15 protein-coding genes and 1 tRNA gene are annotated in these 18,716 nt (G+C 69.0%); 9 read left to right on the plus strand and 7 right to left on the minus strand.

Translation table 11 applies throughout. The features are described from left to right. The first annotated feature begins 35 nt into the window (after positions 1-35). The 9 genes from cysS to EV671_RS03085 all read left to right on the plus strand — a co-directional run bounded on the left by cysS (position 36) and on the right by EV671_RS03085 (position 9,943). Positions 36-1,406: a cysteine--tRNA ligase gene (cysS, locus tag EV671_RS03045; protein WP_132569806.1), complete on the plus strand. Its 1,371-nt coding sequence runs from the start codon at positions 36-38 to the stop codon at positions 1,404-1,406. Then, positions 1,406-2,062 (plus strand): DNA-3-methyladenine glycosylase family protein, encoded by a 657-nt coding sequence (locus EV671_RS03050; protein ID WP_132569807.1) that lies wholly within the window; start codon positions 1,406-1,408, stop codon positions 2,060-2,062. Before cysS ends, EV671_RS03050 begins: the two co-directional genes overlap by 1 nt. Beyond that, positions 2,062-3,033, plus strand: a complete 972-nt coding sequence (locus EV671_RS03055; protein WP_132569808.1) for an acetyl-CoA carboxylase carboxyltransferase subunit alpha — start codon at positions 2,062-2,064, stop codon at positions 3,031-3,033. Before EV671_RS03050 ends, EV671_RS03055 begins: the two co-directional genes overlap by 1 nt. Further along, entirely contained in the window at positions 3,002-4,309 is a 1,308-nt protein-coding gene (gene tilS, locus EV671_RS03060; RefSeq protein WP_132569809.1) for a tRNA lysidine(34) synthetase TilS, read from the plus strand. Before EV671_RS03055 ends, tilS begins: the two co-directional genes overlap by 32 nt. Before the next feature lie 59 nt (positions 4,310-4,368). After that, positions 4,369-5,643, plus strand: coding sequence for an aspartate kinase (locus tag EV671_RS03065; protein WP_132569810.1), 1,275 nt, complete (start codon positions 4,369-4,371; stop codon positions 5,641-5,643). A 49-nt stretch (positions 5,644-5,692) separates the two neighbouring features. After that, positions 5,693-5,785, plus strand: a tRNA-Ser gene (locus EV671_RS03070). Between the two features lie 197 nt (positions 5,786-5,982). Next, positions 5,983-7,197, plus strand: a complete 1,215-nt coding sequence (locus EV671_RS03075) for a tyrosine-type recombinase/integrase (RefSeq protein ID WP_132569811.1) — start codon at positions 5,983-5,985, stop codon at positions 7,195-7,197. A 728-nt stretch (positions 7,198-7,925) separates the two neighbouring features. Further along, positions 7,926-8,474: a hypothetical protein gene (locus tag EV671_RS03080; RefSeq protein ID WP_132569812.1), complete on the plus strand. Its 549-nt coding sequence runs from the start codon at positions 7,926-7,928 to the stop codon at positions 8,472-8,474. A gap of 119 nt (positions 8,475-8,593) precedes the next feature. Next, positions 8,594-9,943 (plus strand): glycoside hydrolase family 27 protein, encoded by a 1,350-nt coding sequence (locus tag EV671_RS03085; RefSeq protein WP_132569813.1) that lies wholly within the window; start codon positions 8,594-8,596, stop codon positions 9,941-9,943. 47 nt (positions 9,944-9,990) lie between these two features. On the opposite strand, the gene EV671_RS03090 is transcribed toward EV671_RS03085, so the two are convergent. The 7 genes from EV671_RS03090 to EV671_RS03120 form a co-directional block, all read right to left on the minus strand. After that, positions 9,991-10,749: a LytR/AlgR family response regulator transcription factor gene (locus tag EV671_RS03090; RefSeq protein ID WP_132569814.1), complete on the minus strand. Its 759-nt coding sequence runs from the start codon at positions 10,747-10,749 to the stop codon at positions 9,991-9,993. Further along, positions 10,746-11,726: a sensor histidine kinase gene (locus EV671_RS03095; RefSeq protein WP_132569815.1), complete on the minus strand. Its 981-nt coding sequence runs from the start codon at positions 11,724-11,726 to the stop codon at positions 10,746-10,748. The genes EV671_RS03090 and EV671_RS03095 overlap by 4 nt, the downstream gene beginning before the upstream one ends. A 6-nt stretch (positions 11,727-11,732) precedes the next feature. Next, complete coding sequence (locus tag EV671_RS03100; protein ID WP_132569816.1) at positions 11,733-12,410, minus strand: hypothetical protein; 678 nt, start codon at positions 12,408-12,410, stop codon at positions 11,733-11,735. 37 nt (positions 12,411-12,447) lie between these two features. Further along, complete coding sequence (locus EV671_RS03105) at positions 12,448-13,125, minus strand: hypothetical protein (RefSeq protein ID WP_132569817.1); 678 nt, start codon at positions 13,123-13,125, stop codon at positions 12,448-12,450. A gap of 155 nt (positions 13,126-13,280) precedes the next feature. After that, positions 13,281-14,621: an alpha-L-fucosidase gene (locus EV671_RS03110; RefSeq protein WP_132569818.1), complete on the minus strand. Its 1,341-nt coding sequence runs from the start codon at positions 14,619-14,621 to the stop codon at positions 13,281-13,283. A 14-nt stretch (positions 14,622-14,635) separates the two neighbouring features. Continuing rightward, positions 14,636-17,491 (minus strand): beta-galactosidase GalA, encoded by a 2,856-nt coding sequence (gene galA, locus EV671_RS03115; RefSeq protein ID WP_132569819.1) that lies wholly within the window; start codon positions 17,489-17,491, stop codon positions 14,636-14,638. Between the two features lie 14 nt (positions 17,492-17,505). Continuing rightward, positions 17,506-18,714 (minus strand): glycoside hydrolase family 27 protein, encoded by a 1,209-nt coding sequence (locus tag EV671_RS03120; protein WP_207911078.1) that lies wholly within the window; start codon positions 18,712-18,714, stop codon positions 17,506-17,508. Positions 18,715-18,716 lie beyond the last annotated feature (2 nt).

Consider the following 18,716-nt stretch of genomic DNA (forward strand, 5'->3'; position numbering starts at 1 on the left):
GTGGTCGCCTGCCAACGGTGCGCCTCTCTTTTCCCATGCCCCTGCGCGTTTACAACTCCCTCAGCCGCAATCTCGAAGACTTCCAACCGCTCGTGCCGGGCCAGGTGCGCATGTACGTCTGCGGCATCACGGTCTACGACCTCTGCCACATGGGGCATCTGCGCATGAACATGGCGTTCGACGTCATCTACCGCTGGCTGCGTGCCAGCGGCTTTGGCGTCACCTATGTGCGCAACATCACCGACATCGACGACAAGATCATCAAGCGCGCCGTCGAGCGTGGCATCACGATCCGCCAGCTGACGCAGGAGATGAGCGCCGCGATGCATGAGGACTTCGCCGCGGTGGGCCTGCTGCGCCCCGACCACGAGCCGCGCGCGACCGAGTACGTGCCGCAGATGCTGTCGCTGATCGAGCGCCTGGAAGCGCGTGGCCTGGCCTATCGCGCCGAGGGCGGTGACGTGAACTACGCCGTGCGCAAGTTCGAAGGCTACGGCAAGCTCAGCGGCAAGAGCCTGGACGACCTGCGCGCCGGCGAGCGCGTGGCCGTGGACGACGGCAAGCTGGACCCGCTGGACTTCGTGCTCTGGAAGGCCGCCAAGGCCGAGGAGCCGGCCGACGCCAAATGGGCCGCGCCCTTCGGCGAGGGCCGCCCGGGCTGGCACATCGAATGCTCGGCGATGAGCTGCGCGCTGCTGGGCGAGAGCTTCGACATCCACGGTGGCGGCGCGGACCTGCAGTTCCCCCACCACGAGAACGAGATCGCGCAGAGTCAGGGCGCCGGCTACCCGTTCGCGCGCTACTGGCTGCACAACGGCTTCCTGAACGTCGACGGCGAGAAGATGTCCAAGAGCCTGGGCAATTTCTTCACCATCCGCGACGTGCTGCAGAAGTTCGACGGCGAGACGCTGCGCTTCTTCATGCTGCGCACGCACTACCGCCGCCCGTTCAACTTCAGCGACTCGCACCTGGAAGACGCCCGCACGGCGCTGACCCGCCTCTACACGGCGCTGGACGCCGTGCCGCCGGCCGATGTCGCCATCGACTGGAGCGAGCCCAGTGCCGCAGCCTTCAAGGCAGCGATGGACGAGGACTTCGGCACGCCCGGCGCCATCGCCGTGCTGTTTGACCTCGTCAACGAGGTCAACCGCGACCGCTCGCCGCAGCGTGCCGGCCTGCTGAAGGCCCTGGCCGGCGTGCTCGGCATCCTGCAGCAGGAGCCACGCGCCTATCTGCAGGGGGGCTCGGGCGACGATGCGGCTTGGATCGAGGAGCGCATCGCGGCCCGTGCGGCGGCCAAGGCCGCCAAGGATTTCGCCGGTGCCGATGCGATCCGTGCCGAGCTGTCGGCCAAGGGCATCACGCTGAAGGACGGCTCGGGCGGCACGACCTGGGTGAAGAGCTGATGGCGTCCAAGAGCCCCGTCGTGGCCACGCCTGAAGTGGTTGTGCCTCCTTATTGGGACGAGGCCTGCAAGCACCTCGCCAAGCGCGACCGGGTGATGAAGAAACTCATCCCCCAGTTCGGCGAGGCGCGCCTGCAAAGCCGCGGCGATGCCTTCGCGACGCTGGCGCGCTCCATCGTCGGCCAGCAGATCTCGGTCAAGGCCGCACAGTCGGTCTGGAACCGCTGGATCGCGCTGTGCCCGAAGTTCCAGCCCGCCGGTGTGATGGCCCTGGGCGTCGAGGAGCAGCGTGCCGCCGGCCTGTCCGCGCGCAAGGTCGAATACCTGCGCGACCTGGCCGAGCATTTCGATTCCGGCCAGGTGCATGTGCGTCAGTGGGCGCAGATGGACGACGAGGCCATCATTGAGGAACTGGTCGCCATCCGCGGCATCGGCCGCTGGACGGCCGAGATGTTCCTGATCTTCCACCTGATGCGCCCCAATGTGATGCCGCTGGACGACGTCGGCCTGCTCAAGGGCATCAGCCAGAACTACTTCTCCGGCGAGCCGGTCTCCCGCGCCGAGGCGCGCGAGGTCGGCGACGCCTGGGCTCCCTATCGATCCGTGGCCGTTTGGTACATTTGGCGCAGCCTCGATCCGCTACCCGTGGACTACTGATGAGCAAAAAACATTTCCTCGAATTCGAGCAGCCCATCGCCGAGCTCGAGACCAAGATCGAAGAACTGCGCTATGTGCAGAGCGAGTCGGCCGTCGACATCTCCGAGGAGATCGACCGCCTCTCCAAGAAAAGCCAGCAGCTGACCAAGGAGGTCTACTCCAACGTCGCGCCCTGGCAGGTCTATCAGGTCGCCCGCCACCCGCAGCGCCCGCAGACGCTGGACTACTGCAACGAGGTCTTCACCGAGTTCCAGGAACTCCACGGCGACCGCCACTTTGCGGACGACGCGGCCATCGTCGGCGGTCTGGCCCGCTTCAATGGCCAGGCCTGCATGGTCATTGGCCACGAGCGCGGCTCCGACGCCAAGGAGCGCACGCTGCGCAACTTCGGCATGCCGCGCCCCGAGGGCTACCGCAAGGCCCTGCGCCTGATGAAGCTGGCCGAGAAGTTCGGCCTGCCGGTCTTCACCTTCATCGACACCATGGGCGCCTACCCCGGCATCGGTGCCGAGGAGCGCGGCCAGAGCGAGGCCATCGGCCGCAACATCCTCGAGATGGCGCAGCTCGAAGTGCCCATCATCGCCACCGTTATCGGCGAAGGAGGCTCCGGCGGCGCCCTGGCCATCGGCGTGGCCGACCAGGTGCTGATGCTGCAGTTCGCGGCCTATTCGGTCATCTCGCCCGAGGGCTGCGCCTCCATCCTGTGGAAGAGCAGCGAGCGCGCGTCCGATGCGGCCGATGCCCTGGGCATCACGGCCCACCGCCTGAAGGCCATGGGCCTGATCGACAAGATCGTCAACGAGCCGGTGGGCGGGGCCCATCGCGATCCCAAGCAGATGGCGTCCAACCTGAAGCGTGCGCTGAACGATGCGTTGCGCCAGGTCAGCGACCTCAAGGTCCGCGAACTGCTGGACCGCCGCTACGAGCGCCTGCAGGCCTATGGCCGATTCGGCGACACCAAGAACCGGTGATTGCGTAGCAGTCGCCTTCAGCGGCGGCCTCGATTCCACGGCGCTGCTGCATGCCACCGTCCGCGCGGCGGCAGGCGGGCAGCGTGTCATCGCCCTCCATGTCCATCACGGCCTGCAGTCGCAGGCCGACGACTGGGCCCTGCACTGCGAGCGCGTGGCGCGCGAGCTGGGTGCGGGCTTTGCCTGCGCGCGGCTGGACGGAGTCCCGGCGCGCGGCGACAGCGTCGAGGCCTGGGCGCGCGAGGGGCGGCATCTCGCGTTGCGCGACATGGCCGTCGCAGCCGGCGCCGACCTGCTGCTGTTGGCACACCACCGCCGGGACCAGGCGGAGACCTTCCTGCTGCAGGCCCTGCGCGGCGCCGGTGTGGCCGGCCTGGCCGGCATGCCGCGCATGCAGTGGCGCGACGGTGTCTGCTGGGCGCGGCCCTGGCTGGATCGGCCCCGCGACCTGATCCGGGCCTATGCCGAACACCAGGGCCTGGGCTGGATCGAGGACCCGAGCAACGCCGACGCCCGCTACGCCCGCAACCGGCTGCGCCAGACGCTGTGGCCGGCCTTCCCGGCGGCCGAGTCCGGTCTCGCCCAGGCTGCGCGCTGGGCCCAGCAGGCTGTGGCGCTGGCGACGGAGGTCGCTGCCGAGGATCTGGCCCGCCTGGTCACGCGCGAGCGCCTGGACCTGGCCGCACTGGGCCGGCTGTCCCCCGCGCGGGCCAGCAATGCGCTGCGGGCCTGGCTGTCCGGGCACACGGCTGCGCCGGCCAGCCTGGTGGAGCGTCTGTTGTCCGAATGGCGACGGGGCGCGACGCTGTCCTGGCCCGCGCCCGGCGGCGCGCTGCATGCCTACCGTGACGGCCTGTTCTGGGAGGCGGCGGGCGGCGGGTCACCGGCACCGTCGGTGCTCGACCTCAGCCGCCCGGGGCGTTATGACCAGCCCGGCTGGCGGGGCGCCTGGATCGTCGAGGCCGCGTCGCCTGGCATCGCGGTGCGGCGCCTGCAGCGGCTGACTCAGCGTGCCCGCGCTGGCGGCGAGCAATTCCAGCGCGCACCGGCCGCGGTGCCGCGCAGCCTGAAGAAGGCCTGCCAGGAGGCCGGTCTGCCGCCATGGCGGCGCGGCGGGCCGCTGCTGTTCGACGACGAAGCCGGGCTGCTTGCCGTCGCCGGCCTGGGCATGGATGCCCGTGCCTTCGCCGAAAAAGATGAGCCCCAGCTTGCCCTGCGTTGGCAGGAGGATTCAGCCTTGTTGCAGAGCGAAGGCGAAGGCGGGGTTGCCGCATAAAATCGGGGGTTTGCGAGCATGCCGTCCCGGCAGCTCCTTCTTCTGCCTTCGCGAAACACATGGCTCTGATCGTCCACAAGTACGGCGGCACCTCGATGGGGTCCACCGATCGCATCCGCAACGTGGCCAAGCGCGTCGCCAAATGGGTGCGCGCCGGCCACCAGATGGTGGTCGTGCCCTCGGCGATGAGCGGCGAAACCAACCGCCTGCTGGGCTTGGCCAAGGAGCTGACGCCGGCCAGCACCACGCCCGAGGTCATGCGTGAACTCGACATGATCGCCGCGACCGGCGAGCAGGTCTCGGTGGGCCTGCTGGCCATCGCGCTGCAGGCCGAGGGCGTGCCCTCGGTCAGCTACACGGGCTGGCAGGTGCCGGTGCGCACCGACTCGTCCTACACCAAGGCCCGCATCGAAAGCATCGACGACGTGCGCGTGCGCGAGGACCTGGCCGCCGGCAAGGTCGTCGTCATCGCCGGCTTCCAGGGCATCGACGAAGAGCAGAACATCACGACGCTGGGCCGTGGCGGCTCCGACACCTCGGCCGTGGCCATCGCCGCCGCGATGAAGGCCGACGAGTGCCTGATCTACACCGATGTGGACGGCGTCTACACGACCGACCCGCGCATCGTGCCCGAGGCGCGCCGCCTGCACACCATCAGCTTCGAAGAGATGCTGGAGATGGCCTCGCTGGGCTCCAAGATCCTGCAGATCCGCTCGGTGGAGTTCGCCGGCAAGTACCGCGTGCCGCTGCGCGTGCTGTCCAGCTTCACGCCCTGGGACATCGACATCAACGAGGAAGCCAAGTCCGGCACCCTGATCAGTTTTGAAGAGGACGAAAAAATGGAACAAGCCGTCGTGTCGGGCATTGCCTTCAACCGTGACGAGGCCAAGGTGACGCTGCTGGGCGTGCCCGACAAGCCCGGTATCGCCTTCCAGATCCTCGGTCCCGTGGCCGAGGCCAACATCGACATCGACGTCATCATCCAGAACGTCTCCCACGACGGCAAGACCGACTTCTCCTTCACCGTGCACCGCAACGACTACGCGCGCACGATGGACCTGCTGCAGAACAACGTCGGCCCGGCCACCAATGCCGCCAAGGTCGTCGGCGACCCCAAGATCTGCAAGGTCTCCATCGTCGGCATCGGCATGCGCTCGCATGTCGGCGTGGCCAGCAAGATGTTCCGCGCGCTGAGCGAGGAGGGCATCAACATCCAGATGATCTCGACGAGCGAGATCAAGACCAGCGTCGTCATCGACGAGAAGTACATGGAACTGGCCGTGCGCGCGCTGCACAAGGCCTTCGATCTGGACCAGGAAGTTTCGGCGGCCTGAGTTTTCGGAAGAGACCGCGCATTCCTGGTATAGAATGCGCGGCTGTGCTGGAGTCGTGACCGAGTGGCCGAAGGTGCTCCCCTGCTAAGGGAGTATGTGGGCAAAACCTGCATCGAGGGTTCGAATCCCTCCGACTCCGCCAAAGATCAGTTCCGGGACGTCTTCTGAAGTCCCGCAAAGAACGCGAAAAGCCCGTTTTCCTCAGTGGAGACGGGCTTTTTTGTTTCCGGACGTCCGTTGGCGTTCGTTGACAGCCTGCGATTCGCGGGGGTACGGTTGGGGGTACGTTGAAGACGGGCTGGGGGTACTTTCCTCCGGCAGCCTTTCGGAGGTGTCCTCATGGCTCTGACCGATACCGCGATCAGGAAGCTCAGGCCCGCTGACAAGCCGCTCAAGGTGAGCGACGAGCGAGGCCTGTACCTGCTGGTCAAGCCGCAGGGGGCGAAGCTCTGGCGATGGAAGTACCGCTTCCAGGGCAAGGAAAAGCTGATGGCCATCGGCGGCTATCCCGATGTCTCGCTTGCCCAGGCCCGTGAGAAGCGCGATGAGGGCCGCAAGCTGCTGGCCGCCGGCACTGATCCCATGGACCAACGCCGCGAGGTGAAGGTCGCGCAGCGCATCGGCCTGGAAGACTCGTTTGAGGCCGTGGCTCGCAAATGGTGGGAGAGCTGGAAGATGGCTCGTTCAAGCCGCCACGCCGAGTATGTGCAGCGGCGGCTGGAAAGCGACGTGTTCCCCATCATCGGCCATCGCCCCATCGCTGAACTCGGGGCGGCCGAGTTGGTCGCGATGATGAAGCGCATCGAAGCGCGCGGCGCGCTGGACATCGCGAAGCGCTCCATGCAAACCTGTGGCCAGGTCTTCCGCTACGCCATCGCGCACGGGAAGGCCTCCCGCAATCCCGCCACCGACGTACGGCCGGGCGACGTCCTGCCCGCGCGCAAGAAGCAGAACTACGCCCGGGTCGACGCCAAAGAGCTGCCGGACCTGCTGCGCAAGATCGAGGTCTACCAGGGCGCATCCATCACGCGCATCGCCATGAAGCTGATGGCCATGACCTTCGTGCGCACCAGCGAGCTGATCGGCGCGAGGTGGGCGGAGTTCGACCTGGACGCAGGGCGTTGGGATATCCCGGCCGAGCGCATGAAGATGAAGACGCCGCACATCGTCCCGCTGTCTACCCAGGCCGTGACGCTGCTGCGGGCGCTGCACACCAGCACCGGCCGCAAGGCGATGCTGTTCCCAGGCGAGCGGGACCCGAAGAAACCCATGTCCAACAACACCATCCTCAAGGCCTTGGAGCGCATGGGCTACAAGGGCCGGATGACGGGGCACGGTTTTCGGGGCATTGCCTCCACGCTGTTGCACGAGCAGGGGTTTGACCACTCTCACATCGAGCTGCAGCTGGCTCACCAAGAGCGTGATGCCGTCTCGGCCAGCTACAACCATGCGCTGTACCTCACGCAGCGGGCCAGGATGATGCAGGCGTGGAGCGACTACCTTGACGCCAGCATTGCCGGCAACGTGGTACCTCTACGCAAGCTCACCGCTTGATGGTCAGGCGTGGGGGCGTGTTTGCGCACTAAGCGGCAAGCCCAACGCCGTCGGGTCAAACGGGATCCATGGCAACTGGGGGACGCATGAACGCCAGGTCAGATGTTCGTTGTCAGCTCTGGGTGCTGGGCGTCAATGTCGCTCAGGATGCCGACTAGGGGCGGCCCGGCTCAGTGCGTACGGGCACGAGCGGCCTCTCGCTGAACCGTGCTCCAGCTGGCGACGACACCGGCTTCGGCGAGGGCCTCGCGGATCAGCTCTATCGAGTACCCCCCGGCGTGAAGCTGGCGAATCTGGTCGGCATAGGCCCTTACCTTGCGGGAGCGTCGCCCAGGCGGCTGCCTGGGGCGCGCATCAGGCGGCGTCGGCGCAGGCGTGGCGATCGACGACGGCTCGTCGTTGTCGTTGTCCAGTCCACGAAGGGTTGACGCTGATGAAACTTGGTTCACTTCTGATCCGCTTTCGACCCACTTTGGACCCGGTTCCCATTCGGTTTCGACCCGGTATGGACCCGCGAGGACCCACTTGCGACCCGCTTGCCATTCGTTTTCGACCCGCTTGCTTTGATGTTGGTTCAGCCCCGAGCACTTGGTCGGGTGGCATTTGCCCTCGAATCCCCCGGCCTGAAGGCGTGGGATCGGGCCAATACTGGGTCTATAGGTGAGTGCAGAGATAGGCGGACTGCCGCCGATTTCACAAGCGCTCCGCGGCCTCCTTTCAGTCGCCTCATGAACGTCTCTCCGCCAGACTTCGTCACCGTCGATATGCGCGGCCTGAAGGCCGCGCTGGTGGACTTTGCGAAGGCCAAGCGGACCTCCGTGTCCGTCGTCGTTCGCGATGCCGTCGCCCGCGAGCTTGGCGACGTCGCGGGCCATGCTGCCGGGCAACCGCACGCGCCCGGACCCGGACCGTGCTCGGATCGATGGGTGAAGCTCTCGATCCGCGTAACGCAGGCTGAGGCGGAGAGGATCGACGCCGGCGCGGGTGCGGCGCGCCTGTCCCGCGGTGCCTACTTGGTTGGTCTGGCCAACGGCGTGCCGGTGCTGACGTCCGGCGGTAGTCGGGCCGAGATGATCATGTCGCTAGTCGCGTCCTGTGCCGAACTGTCTACGCTCAGCCGAAACGTTCACCAGTTCATGGCGTTGCCGCAGGAGGGGAACGTGCAGCGTGCCCTGGAGTACCGCGGAACGCTGGATAGCTTGGCCGGCGATGTTCGCAAGCATCTGATGTTGTGCCCGTTGCCGGATGCCAGCCAAGGCTGCGTTGAACCGCCTTGACGCGCCGCCCTCGTCGATATGTCAAAACTGACATGGGTTGCGTTGAAAACGCCATTGGATGGTTTGGGCGGAAAGTCGTACACCGCTGGCCTGCCCCCATCGAGACACGACAACCTCCCATGCCCTTGAATCGCAGGAACCTGATTGGCTCCGGTCTAGTCAGTATCGCGGCGTCGACTCTGCCCGCCCAAGCCGCCTCCACCGCATCGGCGCCCGCCAAGGGCCTGCTGGCGTCCACCCCGCCGATGGGCTGGAACAGCTGGAACAGCTTCGCCACCACCATCAACGAGGCCCAGGCCCGCGAGACCGCCCGCGTCATGGCGGACAAGCTGCTGCCGTCCGGCTACAACGTCTTCACCATCGACATCCAGTGGTACGAGCCCGGCGCGTCGAGCTACGCCTACAGCGCCAACCCTGAGCCGGCCATGGACGGTCACGGCCGGCTGGTTCCTGCAGTGAACCGCTTCCCGTCCGCTGCCGATGGCTGCGGCTTCGCCCCGCTGGCGGCCGACGTGCATGCCATGGGCCTGAAGTTCGGCATCCACCTGATGCGCGGCATCCCGCGTCTGGCCGTCCAGCGCAACCTGCCCATCCTGGGCACGCCCCATCGCGCCGCCGACATCGCCGACACCACCAGCGTCTGCACCTGGAACCCCGACATGTACGGCGTGGACATGCGCAAGCCCGGCGCGCAGGCCTACTACGACAGCGTCTTCGCGCTCTACGCCTCGTGGGGCGTGGATTTCATCAAGATGGACGACATGAGCCGCCCCTACGACGCCCATGCGTCGGAGATCGAGGCCGCCCACCGCGCCATCGCCCGCACCGGGCGTCCAATGGTCCTCAGCCTGTCGCCCGGCGAGACGCCGGTGAGCCGTGCCGAGCATGTGCGCCGGTATGCGCAGATGTGGCGCATCTCCGACGACTTCTGGGACGAGTGGCCCATGCTGGAGGCGCAATTCACCCGCCTGGAGAACTGGAACCCCTGGCGCCAGCCGGGCGCCTGGCCCGACCCCGACATGCTGCCGCTGGGCCGCCTGGCCCTTGGCGAGCGCGACACCCGCTTCACGCCCGACGAGCAGCGCACGCTGATGACGCTGTGGGCCATCACTCGCGCGCCGCTGATCATGGGTGGTGACCTGCGCCATCTGGACGACGCGACGCTGGCGCTGCTGACCAACCCCGAGATGCTGGCCGTCGACCAGGCGAGCACCGACAACCGGCCGCATTTTGTCGAGGACTTCGTGCGCATCTGGTCGGCACGCCCTGCCGACGGCAAGGGTCGCTACCTCGCGCTGTTCAACCCGTCGGACAAGCCGCGCGAGGTCGGCATCGCGCTGCGGGACCTGGGGCTGGACGGCACGTTGCCGGTGCGCGACCTGTGGGCCCGACGGCCCCTGGCCGCGGTGGCCGGGCGTTTCGTCCAGCAACTGCCGCCGCATGGCGCCGGCCTCTACCGGCTCGGCTGACGGGTCAGCCGCCTTCTCGCTTCGCCGCCGCGGCCGGAGCCGGCACGCTACATCGGCTTGAAGCGCGGCTGGAAGCTCTGGCTGACCTGCAGCCGGGTCCGGCCGTCCTTCAGCAGCACGTCCATGCCGCCAAGGTGGCGCTCGACGCGTGCCACCTGTGCGAGGTTGACGACGACGGCGCGGTGGATCTGCCAGAACTGACCGGGGTCGATCTGGGCCAGCAGCTCGCGCAGGGACAGGCGCAGCAGGAACTCGCCGTCGGCCGTGATCGCACAGGTGTATTTGTTGTCGCTGCGGAAATGGCTCACGTCGGCCACCATCACCAGGTGCAGCCGGTCGGCCTGCGAGGCCTGCAGCCAGCGCAGCGGCGCGGCCGGCGCGGCCGCAGGCAGTGCGGGCGGGGCCCATTGCTGCAGCCAGCGCGCCAGCTCCGCCGGGGGCAGCAGCAGCCGCTGCTGCAGGCGCACCAGCGTCTCCCGCAGCCTCTCGGTGGACAAGGGCTTGAGCAGATAGTCCACCGCGCCCTGGTCGAAGGCGGCCAGGGCGTGCGCGTCGTAGGCGGTGACGAAGACGACGTGGCACAGGCCCTTGATGTGCCGCGCCAGCTGCAGGCCGTCCAGCCCCGGCAGACGGATGTCGACGAAGACGATGTCGGGCCGCAGCTCCAGCACCAGGGCCAGGCCGCGCTCGCCGTCCTCGGCCTCGGCCAGCAGCTGCGGCTCAGGCCAGAGCTCGGCCAGGCCCTCGCGCAGGCGCTGGCGGGGCAGGGCCTCGTCCTCGATCAGCAGGGCGGTGGGATTCTTCATGAGGGGGCGGGCAGTTCGATGCGGGCGCTGACGCCGCCTTCGTCGCGCTGCTGCAGGATCAGGCGGGCTTCTCCGGCGTAGAGGCTGGCCAGGCGGTCGCGCACATTGGCCAGACCCACGCCCTGGCCCGCGGTGGCACTGCCGGGCTGCAGGCCCGCGCCGCTGTCGCGGACCTCCAGCACCAGCCGCCCGGCCTCGCGGAGCGCCTGCACGTCGATGCACCCGCCCCGCGGCAGGGGCTCGATGCCGTGGCGCACGGCGTTCTCCACCAGGGTCAGCAGCATCATGGGCGGCACGGCGTCGGCCTCGCAGCCGGGCTGCGCCTGAACGTGCACCTGCAGGCGGGCACCCAGGCGCGTGCCCATCACCGTCAGATAGGCGCGCGCCAGGGCCAGCTCACGCTCGACAGTGGACAGCGGCTCGCGCATGGAGGGCAAAGCCAGACGCAGATAGTCGTGCAGCTCGCCGAGAAATCGCTCGGCCGTGGCCGGCTGGCTGCGGATGAGCTGCTGCAGGCTGGCCAGCGCGTTGAACAGGAAATGCGGCTCGACCTGGGCCTGCAGGGCCTTCAGCTCGGACACGCTGACCTGGCGCGACAGCTCGGCCATGGCCGCCGCCTGCTCGGCCTGGGCCAGGCGCAGGGCCACGGCCTGCTCCTCGCGCCAGCGCCACCAGCGCAGCGGCAGGTGCATCAGCAGCGCGAAGGCAAAGGCCGGCAGCGCGGCGCGCAGCGTATCGAACAGGCTGGGGATCGGTGGAGGCCAGAGCGCCACCCCCAGCCATGCGCCGCCGGCCGCCGCCAGCAGTACGCCCAACGGCCACCATCGCCAGGGCAGCACCAGCCAGGCGGCGCTGTAGGCCAGCCACAGCTGGGCAGCGACCGTCGGCCAGCGCGCGTTCGGCCATTGCCAGCGCAGCAGCGCCCAGGCCGCCCAGAACAGCAGGGCGGGCGGCAGAGCCTTGCGCAGTGCGAGCATGGCAGCTCAGTCCAGCGCGGGGTTCTGCAGCGGCGCGGGCGGGTACCTGCGCGACTGGGCGTTGGTCCAGGCCAGCGTGCGGCGGATCTCCGGCAGGTCGATGCCGAGGCGCGTCGTGGTCGGTGCCACCTCGGGGCCGACGATCTCGAAGTGCAGGTCGCGCGCCCAGACCTGGCCTTCGCCGGTCAGGGCCAGTCCGAAGTCGATGCGCGGCGTGTCGGCCGGCACGTCCAGCACGACGCTGACCTCATGCCAGCCGCCGTCGGCCGGCACGGCCGTGCCCGGCGGCACCTGCTTTTCCGCGCCGGGCCGGGCGCCCATGAGGCCGGCCAGTTGGCCCGGGTCGCCCTCACCGAGAAAGAGGCCTGCCCAGCCACGCAGCGACTCGGCCTTCAGCTGGCCGCTGAAGCACACGCGCTTGCCGCCGTAGCCGGTGACCGATTGCTCGGCCACGCCGAAGCTCATCGGGCTCATGGGGACGGTCGTTCCGACGGAATGGACCGTCAGGCTGGGCGTGCCGCCGGCCTCGCTGGCGGGGTCGATGCCGATCTCGTAGCCGCCCACAGGGCTCGAGGCGGGCGGCGACGAGAAGACGAACCAGCCCGCGGGTACGCGAAGGCCGGCGGCGCTGACGCTGAGCACCACGGCGGCCAGCGGGGCGATCAGGAGGATGCGGTAGTTCATGTCGAATGTCCTTGGCGTGGGTGACGTGGTCGCGGGTTCATTGCAGCGACAGGTTCTGCGGCGGGCTTGGTGGCTGGTTGCGAAGCTGCTCGCGGAACTGTTTCTGAGCCGCCCCCAGCCACACCCTGAAGGCCGCGGCTGCTTCCACGCCGAAGCGCTGGGTCGTCAGCGGTACGTCCTCCCCAACGGTTTCGAGCTTCACGCCCCGGGCCCAGACCTGGCCGCTGCCCACCAGGGCCAGCCCGACGCTGATCGCGCCACTGCCGTCGTCGGCCGGGATGTCGGCCACCACGCTCACGTCGCACCAGTCAGGGCAGCCGGCCGCGCCGAGCGGCGGCACCTCATCGAACTCTGGCGCCAGGTACGACAGAAAGAGCAGCTGGTAGCTCGAGGCGACCACGATGCCACCCCAGCCGTCCGCGGCGGCCGACTTCACCTGCGCGGAGAAGCGCACGCGCTTGCCGGCATAGCCGGGCACGAACTGGCTGATGCTGCCGGCCTCGTGCGCCGCGCGCTTGCCGATGGACCTGACGGTCAGTGCGCGCTGACCGCTGGTCTCGGTCTCGGGCGCGACGCCGGCCTCGTGCGTGGCGCCGCTGGGCCAGGCATAGCTGGCGCCGGCAATCCAATTGGAGGGCTGGCGCAGCTTGTCAGCGCCGCTGGCGCTGAGGGCCAGCGCTGCCAGCGGGATGGCGAGGAGGGAGCGGTAGTCCATGGCTTCATACTTTCGGAGTGGGGATGGCCGGCAGTCTGGTGGCGATGGCCTTGCGCTGCCCTGGCGATGCGACCGGCCAGCCCGGCGGCGGACAAGCCAGGCCCTGTAGCGACGAAGGCCTCAGCCGGCGCGGCGGTCGTGTCGGGCTTGGCCGCTCACCGCGGGTCCGCGGCTGTGCTGATCTCCAGTACGGTGACCGGCTCGCCGCGCTGCGCAACGGGCACCGAGAGGGTCAGCCCTTGCGGCCCGTCGCGCCAGGCCACTTCGTCGCCCGACAGGTTGCGTACGCCCGTCACCCGCTTCGGCAGCGCGGGCAGGTGCAGCTCGTCGCCGGGCCAGCGTTGCACGAAAAGGTAGAGCTTGTCGCCGCGCTGCGTCATGCCGTAGACGCCGTCCGCCGGCTGCAGCGGGCCTGGCCGCGTGTCGTAGACGGCCTGCCCGTAGCGCTGCAGCCAGCGCCCCACGCCGCGCAGCGTCTCGCTCTGCTTGGGCGGCACGACGCCGTCGGCATCGGGGCCGAGGTTGACGAGCAGATTGCCGTTGCGTACGACGGCGTTGACCAACTGGGTCACCACCTGGTCAGCGGTCTTGACCTGGCCCTCGGGCACGTAGCCCCAGGCGCCGTTGATGGAGAAGGTCTTCTCCCAGGGCCGCGCGCGGATGGGGCCGCCGATCGGCGCATCGCCTTCCTCGGTGTCGAAGTCGCCCTGCCAGCCCGAGCGCGGGTTGATGACGACCTGGGGCTGCAGCTTGCGCACGATGCGGTTGAGCCTGTCCGGCTCCCAGAACCAGGCGGCGTCGGCGTCGCTGCCCTGGTGGGCCAGCCAGCCGCCGTCGTACCAGAGGACGTCGATGCGGCCGTACTGGCTCATCAGTTCCTGGATCTGGCCATAGGTCTGCTGCTTGAACTCGCGTGCGTTTTCCGGCATCTCCCTGGGGTGGAAATAGGCCGGGAAGCGCCAGTCCAGCGGCGAGTAGTAGAGGCCCACGCGCAGGCCGTGGCGGCGCACCGCCTGCACCCAGGGGGCGACGAGGTCGCGCTTGGCGGCCGAGTGCGGCGCATCGAACTGGCCCCAGCTGGCCTTGCTGGCGAACAGCGAGAAGCCGTCGTGGTGGCGGGCGGTCAGCACCATGTAGCGGGCGCCGCCGTCGGCGGCCAGCTGGGCCCAGGCGTCGGGGTCGTAGTGCTGCGGGTTGAAGCGCTCGGCCAGCTTGGCGTATTCGGCCGCCGGCACCTTGTCGTTGAACATATGCCACTCGCCCTTGGCGGGGATGGCGTAGAGGCCCCAGTGCACGAAGACGCCGAACTTGGCGTCACGCCACCAGGCCATGTCCTGGGCCGGCAGCAGCAGGTCGGGGGCCAGTGTCGGGTCGGCGTTGGCGCTCTTGGTGGCCGAGCGTTGCTCGTCGCTGGGCTGGGGCTCCGCGGCGCGCGCGCTGCTGCCGAGCAGGCTGCAGGCGAGGGCGCAAAGGGTGAGGAGGCGGGAAGGCTTCATGGATTGCTCGTGGTTCAGGGGGGCGTGATGTCGAAGGCCAGTTCGGCCGGCGCCAGCCCGTCGCCGATGGCGCGCAGCGTTGCACGGCCGGCTTCGCCGGTGGACTGCAGGATGAGCTGGGCCTGGCCGTTGAAGACGCTGCGCTGCCAGGGCCCGGCGGGCGTGGTGATGCGCAGCGTGGCCCAGCGGCGGCCGGACTGGGCGGCGTCGAACAGCGCGCGCGTGCCGCCGGCGGGCGTCGGGAAGACCAGGGACAGCGTCACTTCCGTGTCGGCCGGCTCAAGGTCGAAGGCGGCCATGCCGGCTTCCTGGCGCAGCTTCACTTCGCGACCGTCCAGGTATACGCGCGTGCCGAGCGCGACGTCGCCGATGAACAGCATCAGGCGCTGGCCGGCCGGGGCATGGCGGCTGAGCCGGGCCTGCACGAGGTTCCACGCGCGGTCGGCCGGCTGCTGCTCGGGCGGTGTCCAGGCGAAGGGGTCGCGCCAGCCGGCGTCGCTGGTGTCGGCCAGCAGCGCCGCGGCGTCCTCGGGACGCTCGATGCCGCGGTGGCGCCAGCCGGTGGCAGCGGCATAACGGTGCAGTTCGGTGGGCTTGTCGGCTTCATGAGAGCCGGGGTCGCCATTGCCCATGCCGATGAGGCGCATGGGCCCCGTCGTCTCGAAGGCGATGCGCTGGCCGGCGGTCGGTACGACGCGGCCCTCGCGGTCGACGACGGTCACGCGCACCAGCGCCACGTCGTCGCCGCCCGCGCGCAGCTTGGCTCGGTCCGCGCTCAGGCCCACGGCGTTGCCATCGCCGGTGGTGGCCACGGTTTCGGTGGCGACGAGCTGGCCGGAGCGGTAGCCGCGCGCGGTCAGGTTGCCGGGTTCATAGGGCACGCTCCATTGCAGGTGGCCGTAGCGCTGCAGCGCCTGGCGGCCCAGCGAGCGGCCGTTGAGCAGCAGCTCGACCTCGTCGGTGTTGGCATAGGCGCGCACATCGATGGGCTGGCCCTCGCGACCCGGCCAATTCCAGTGCGGCAACAGGTGCACCATGGGCTCGGCCGTCCACGCGGCCTTCAGGTAGTAGCCGCTGTCCTTCGGCGCGCCGGTCGTGTCGAGCATGCCGAACTGCGACGAGATGGCGGGCCAGCCGAAGGGTGTGGTCTCGCCGCGGTAGTCGAAGCCGGTCCACACGAACATGCCGGCCAGGAAGGGGCGTTCGGCGTTGAAGCGCCAGCCCTCCTCGATGGAAGCGGTGTAGGGCGGTCCCGTGCGCTTGTCGTAGGCCGCGATGTGCACGCGCGCCGGATCGTCGGCGTAGGCGCCGCGCGTGGCGTGGGTGGCACCTTCCTCGGTGACGACCATGGGCCGGTCGGGGAAGCGGCGGTGCATGGCGTCGATGTCGTGCTGGCCCTTGTAGTTGAAGCCGATCACCTGCGAGCCGACGGACGTGCCCTCGGCATAGCCGGAGCTGGACGCGGCCTGCGTGGCCGGCCGCGTCGGGTCGAGGCGGCGCACGATGGCCTGCATCTCGCGGGTCAGCCGGGTGCCGATCTCGCTGTTCTCGATGGCCCATTCCTCGTTGCCCACCGACCAGAGGATGACGGACGGGTGGTTGCGGCCGCCTCGCACCATGCGCTCCAGCTCGCTGCGGATCTGCGGGGCGGTGCCCATCATGCGGTGCTCGTCGAGGACGAGGATGCCAAGGCGATCACAGGCCTCCAGCAGCTCGGGCGTGGCCGGGTTGTGCGACGAGCGGATGGCGTTGACGCCGATGGCCTTGAGCATTCTCAGCCGCGCCTCGTGCATGCCGTCGGGCAGGGCGACGCCGAGGCCGGCATGGTCCTGGTGGTTGTTGACGCCCTGCAGCTTGACGTGCTGGCCGTTGAGGAAGAAGCCCTGGTTGGCGTCGAAGCGAATCGTGCGGATGCCGAAGGGCGTGTCGACGCGGTCGACGACCTCGCCGCCGCGCTTGACCAGGGTGGTCAGCGTGTAGCGCTGCGGCGTTTCCAGCGACCAGAGCTGCGGCGACTTCACGCGAAGTTGGGCGGCCACATCCAGGCTTGCGTCGGCGGCCACGCGGCGGGTCGGCACGCTGGCGCGGGCGACGATGCGGCCAGCCGGGTCGCGCAGCTCGTGCTCCAGTGCGAAGCTCTCGTCCGCCTTGCCGTCGTTGCGCACCGTTGTGTCAACCGCCACGTCGGCGCGGTCGCTGTCGACGCTGGCGCGAACGAAACTGCCCAGCGGCGCCACATGCAGCGGCCCGGTCTGCGTCAGCCAGACATGGCGGTAGATGCCGGCACCTTCGTACCACCAGCCTTCCTGGGTCGTCGCGTCCACGCGTACCGCGACGACGTTGCGACCGCCGAAGTTCAAGTAGTCGCTGATGTCGACCTGGAAGCCGGAATAGCCGCTGGCCTCGTGGTGCAGATAGTGGCCGTTGACCCAGACGACGCTGTCCCGGAACACGCCGTCGAACTCCAGCACGATGCGCCGGCCGCGCGCGGCCGGCGGGATGTCCAGCTCGCGGCGGTACCAGCCGACGCTGTTCTCGGGGAAGCCGCGTCCAACCGCCTTCATGCCATGCTGGGAGCTGCCGCGCTCGCTGAACGGCAACTCCACCGCCCAGTCGTGCGGCAGGTCGACGCGGCGCCAGGGCCTGTCCTCGAAGTCCGCCGCGGCGGGGCCGTCGCCGAAGCCGGCCTTGCCGAAGAAGAAGGGGCGCAGGCCATGGTCGAAGTCCTGGGCGGGGGCGGTGGCATGGCCGAGCGCGAAGCGCCAGCCGTCGTCGATGCGGCTGCGCTGGCGCGGTGCGTCGGCGGCGGAAGCGCTGCCCACGGCCATGAGCCACGCGATGGTCAAAGGGAAGAGAAGGCTGGGTCGCATCCTGTGCCTCGTGTTCAGCGTTGCGGCGCGACGCGCACCATGACCACGCCATGCGGGGCCACCTTGCTGCCGTAGCTGCCGCTGACGTTCTTCGTGAGCTTCTTGCTCCACAGGTCCCTGACTTCCGCCTTCTGGCCGGCGGGCAGGCCCAGGCTGTCCCAGCTCAGCTTCATGTCGACCGGCGTCTTGCCGCGGTTGAACAGCACGGCCGCGAACTCGCCGCCCTGCAGTGGGCGTACCCAGACTTCGAGCTCGCCTTCCTTCCACATGCGGCGGCCCGGCTTGCCCAGCGGGTCCTGGTCGACGGCGATGACGTCCTTGTTGGTCAGGATGCGCAGGGTGTCGGCGTCCATCCTGGACAGGTCGTTGCCGGCGATCAGCGGCGCGGCCAGCATGGCCCACAGCGAGAAGTGCGACTCGTACTCGGTCGTCGTCATGCCGCCGTTGCCCACCTCCAGCATGTCAGGGTCGTTCCAGGCGTTCGGTGCCGCGTAGGACCACAACTCGGCCTGCCGGTCGAGGATGTTCACCACGCCGAGCGGCCATGGCTCCTTGTTGTCCCAGAGATCGCCGATGTCCGGGGTTGTGCGCCAGAGATGGCCCAGCGGTGGAGCCCAGTGCACGGGCTGGTGGTCGCCCCATTCGCAGATCGACAGCACGATGTCGCGGCCCGACTCGCGCAGGGCCTTGGCCATGATGGTGTAGGCGGCCTCGGCGTTGCGGGGGCCGGTGTGGCACCAGTCGTACTTCAGGTAGTCCACGCCCCATTTGGCGTACTGGCGTGCGTCCTGGAACTCATGGCCAGCGCTGCCGGGGCGGCCCGCGCAGGTCAGCGAGCCGGCGTCCGAATAGAGGCCGAACTTCAATCCCTTGGAGTGCACGTAGTCGGCCAGCGCCCTGATGCCCGACGGGAAGCGCTCGGGGTCGGCCAGGATGTTGCCGTCGGCGTCGCGGCTTGTCTGCCAGCAGTCGTCGATGACGATGTACTGGAAGCCGGCGTCCTTCATGCCGGACGAGGCCATGGCGTCGGCCTGCTGGCGGATCAGCTGCTCTGACACATTGCAGGCGAACTTGTTCCAGGAATTCCAGCCCATCGGCGCTGTGGGCGCGATGTTGGGCTTGGGCGCGTCGAGTTTGAGCGTCTCGTGGGCGTGGGCGGCGCCTGCAGCGATACAGCCGAGCAGCGCGATGGCGTGCATGGCGCGTCGGAGAAAGGGGGGCATGC

The organism is Roseateles saccharophilus (assembly GCF_004342485.1).
Taxonomy (GTDB): domain Bacteria; phylum Pseudomonadota; class Gammaproteobacteria; order Burkholderiales; family Burkholderiaceae_C; genus Pelomonas; species Pelomonas saccharophila.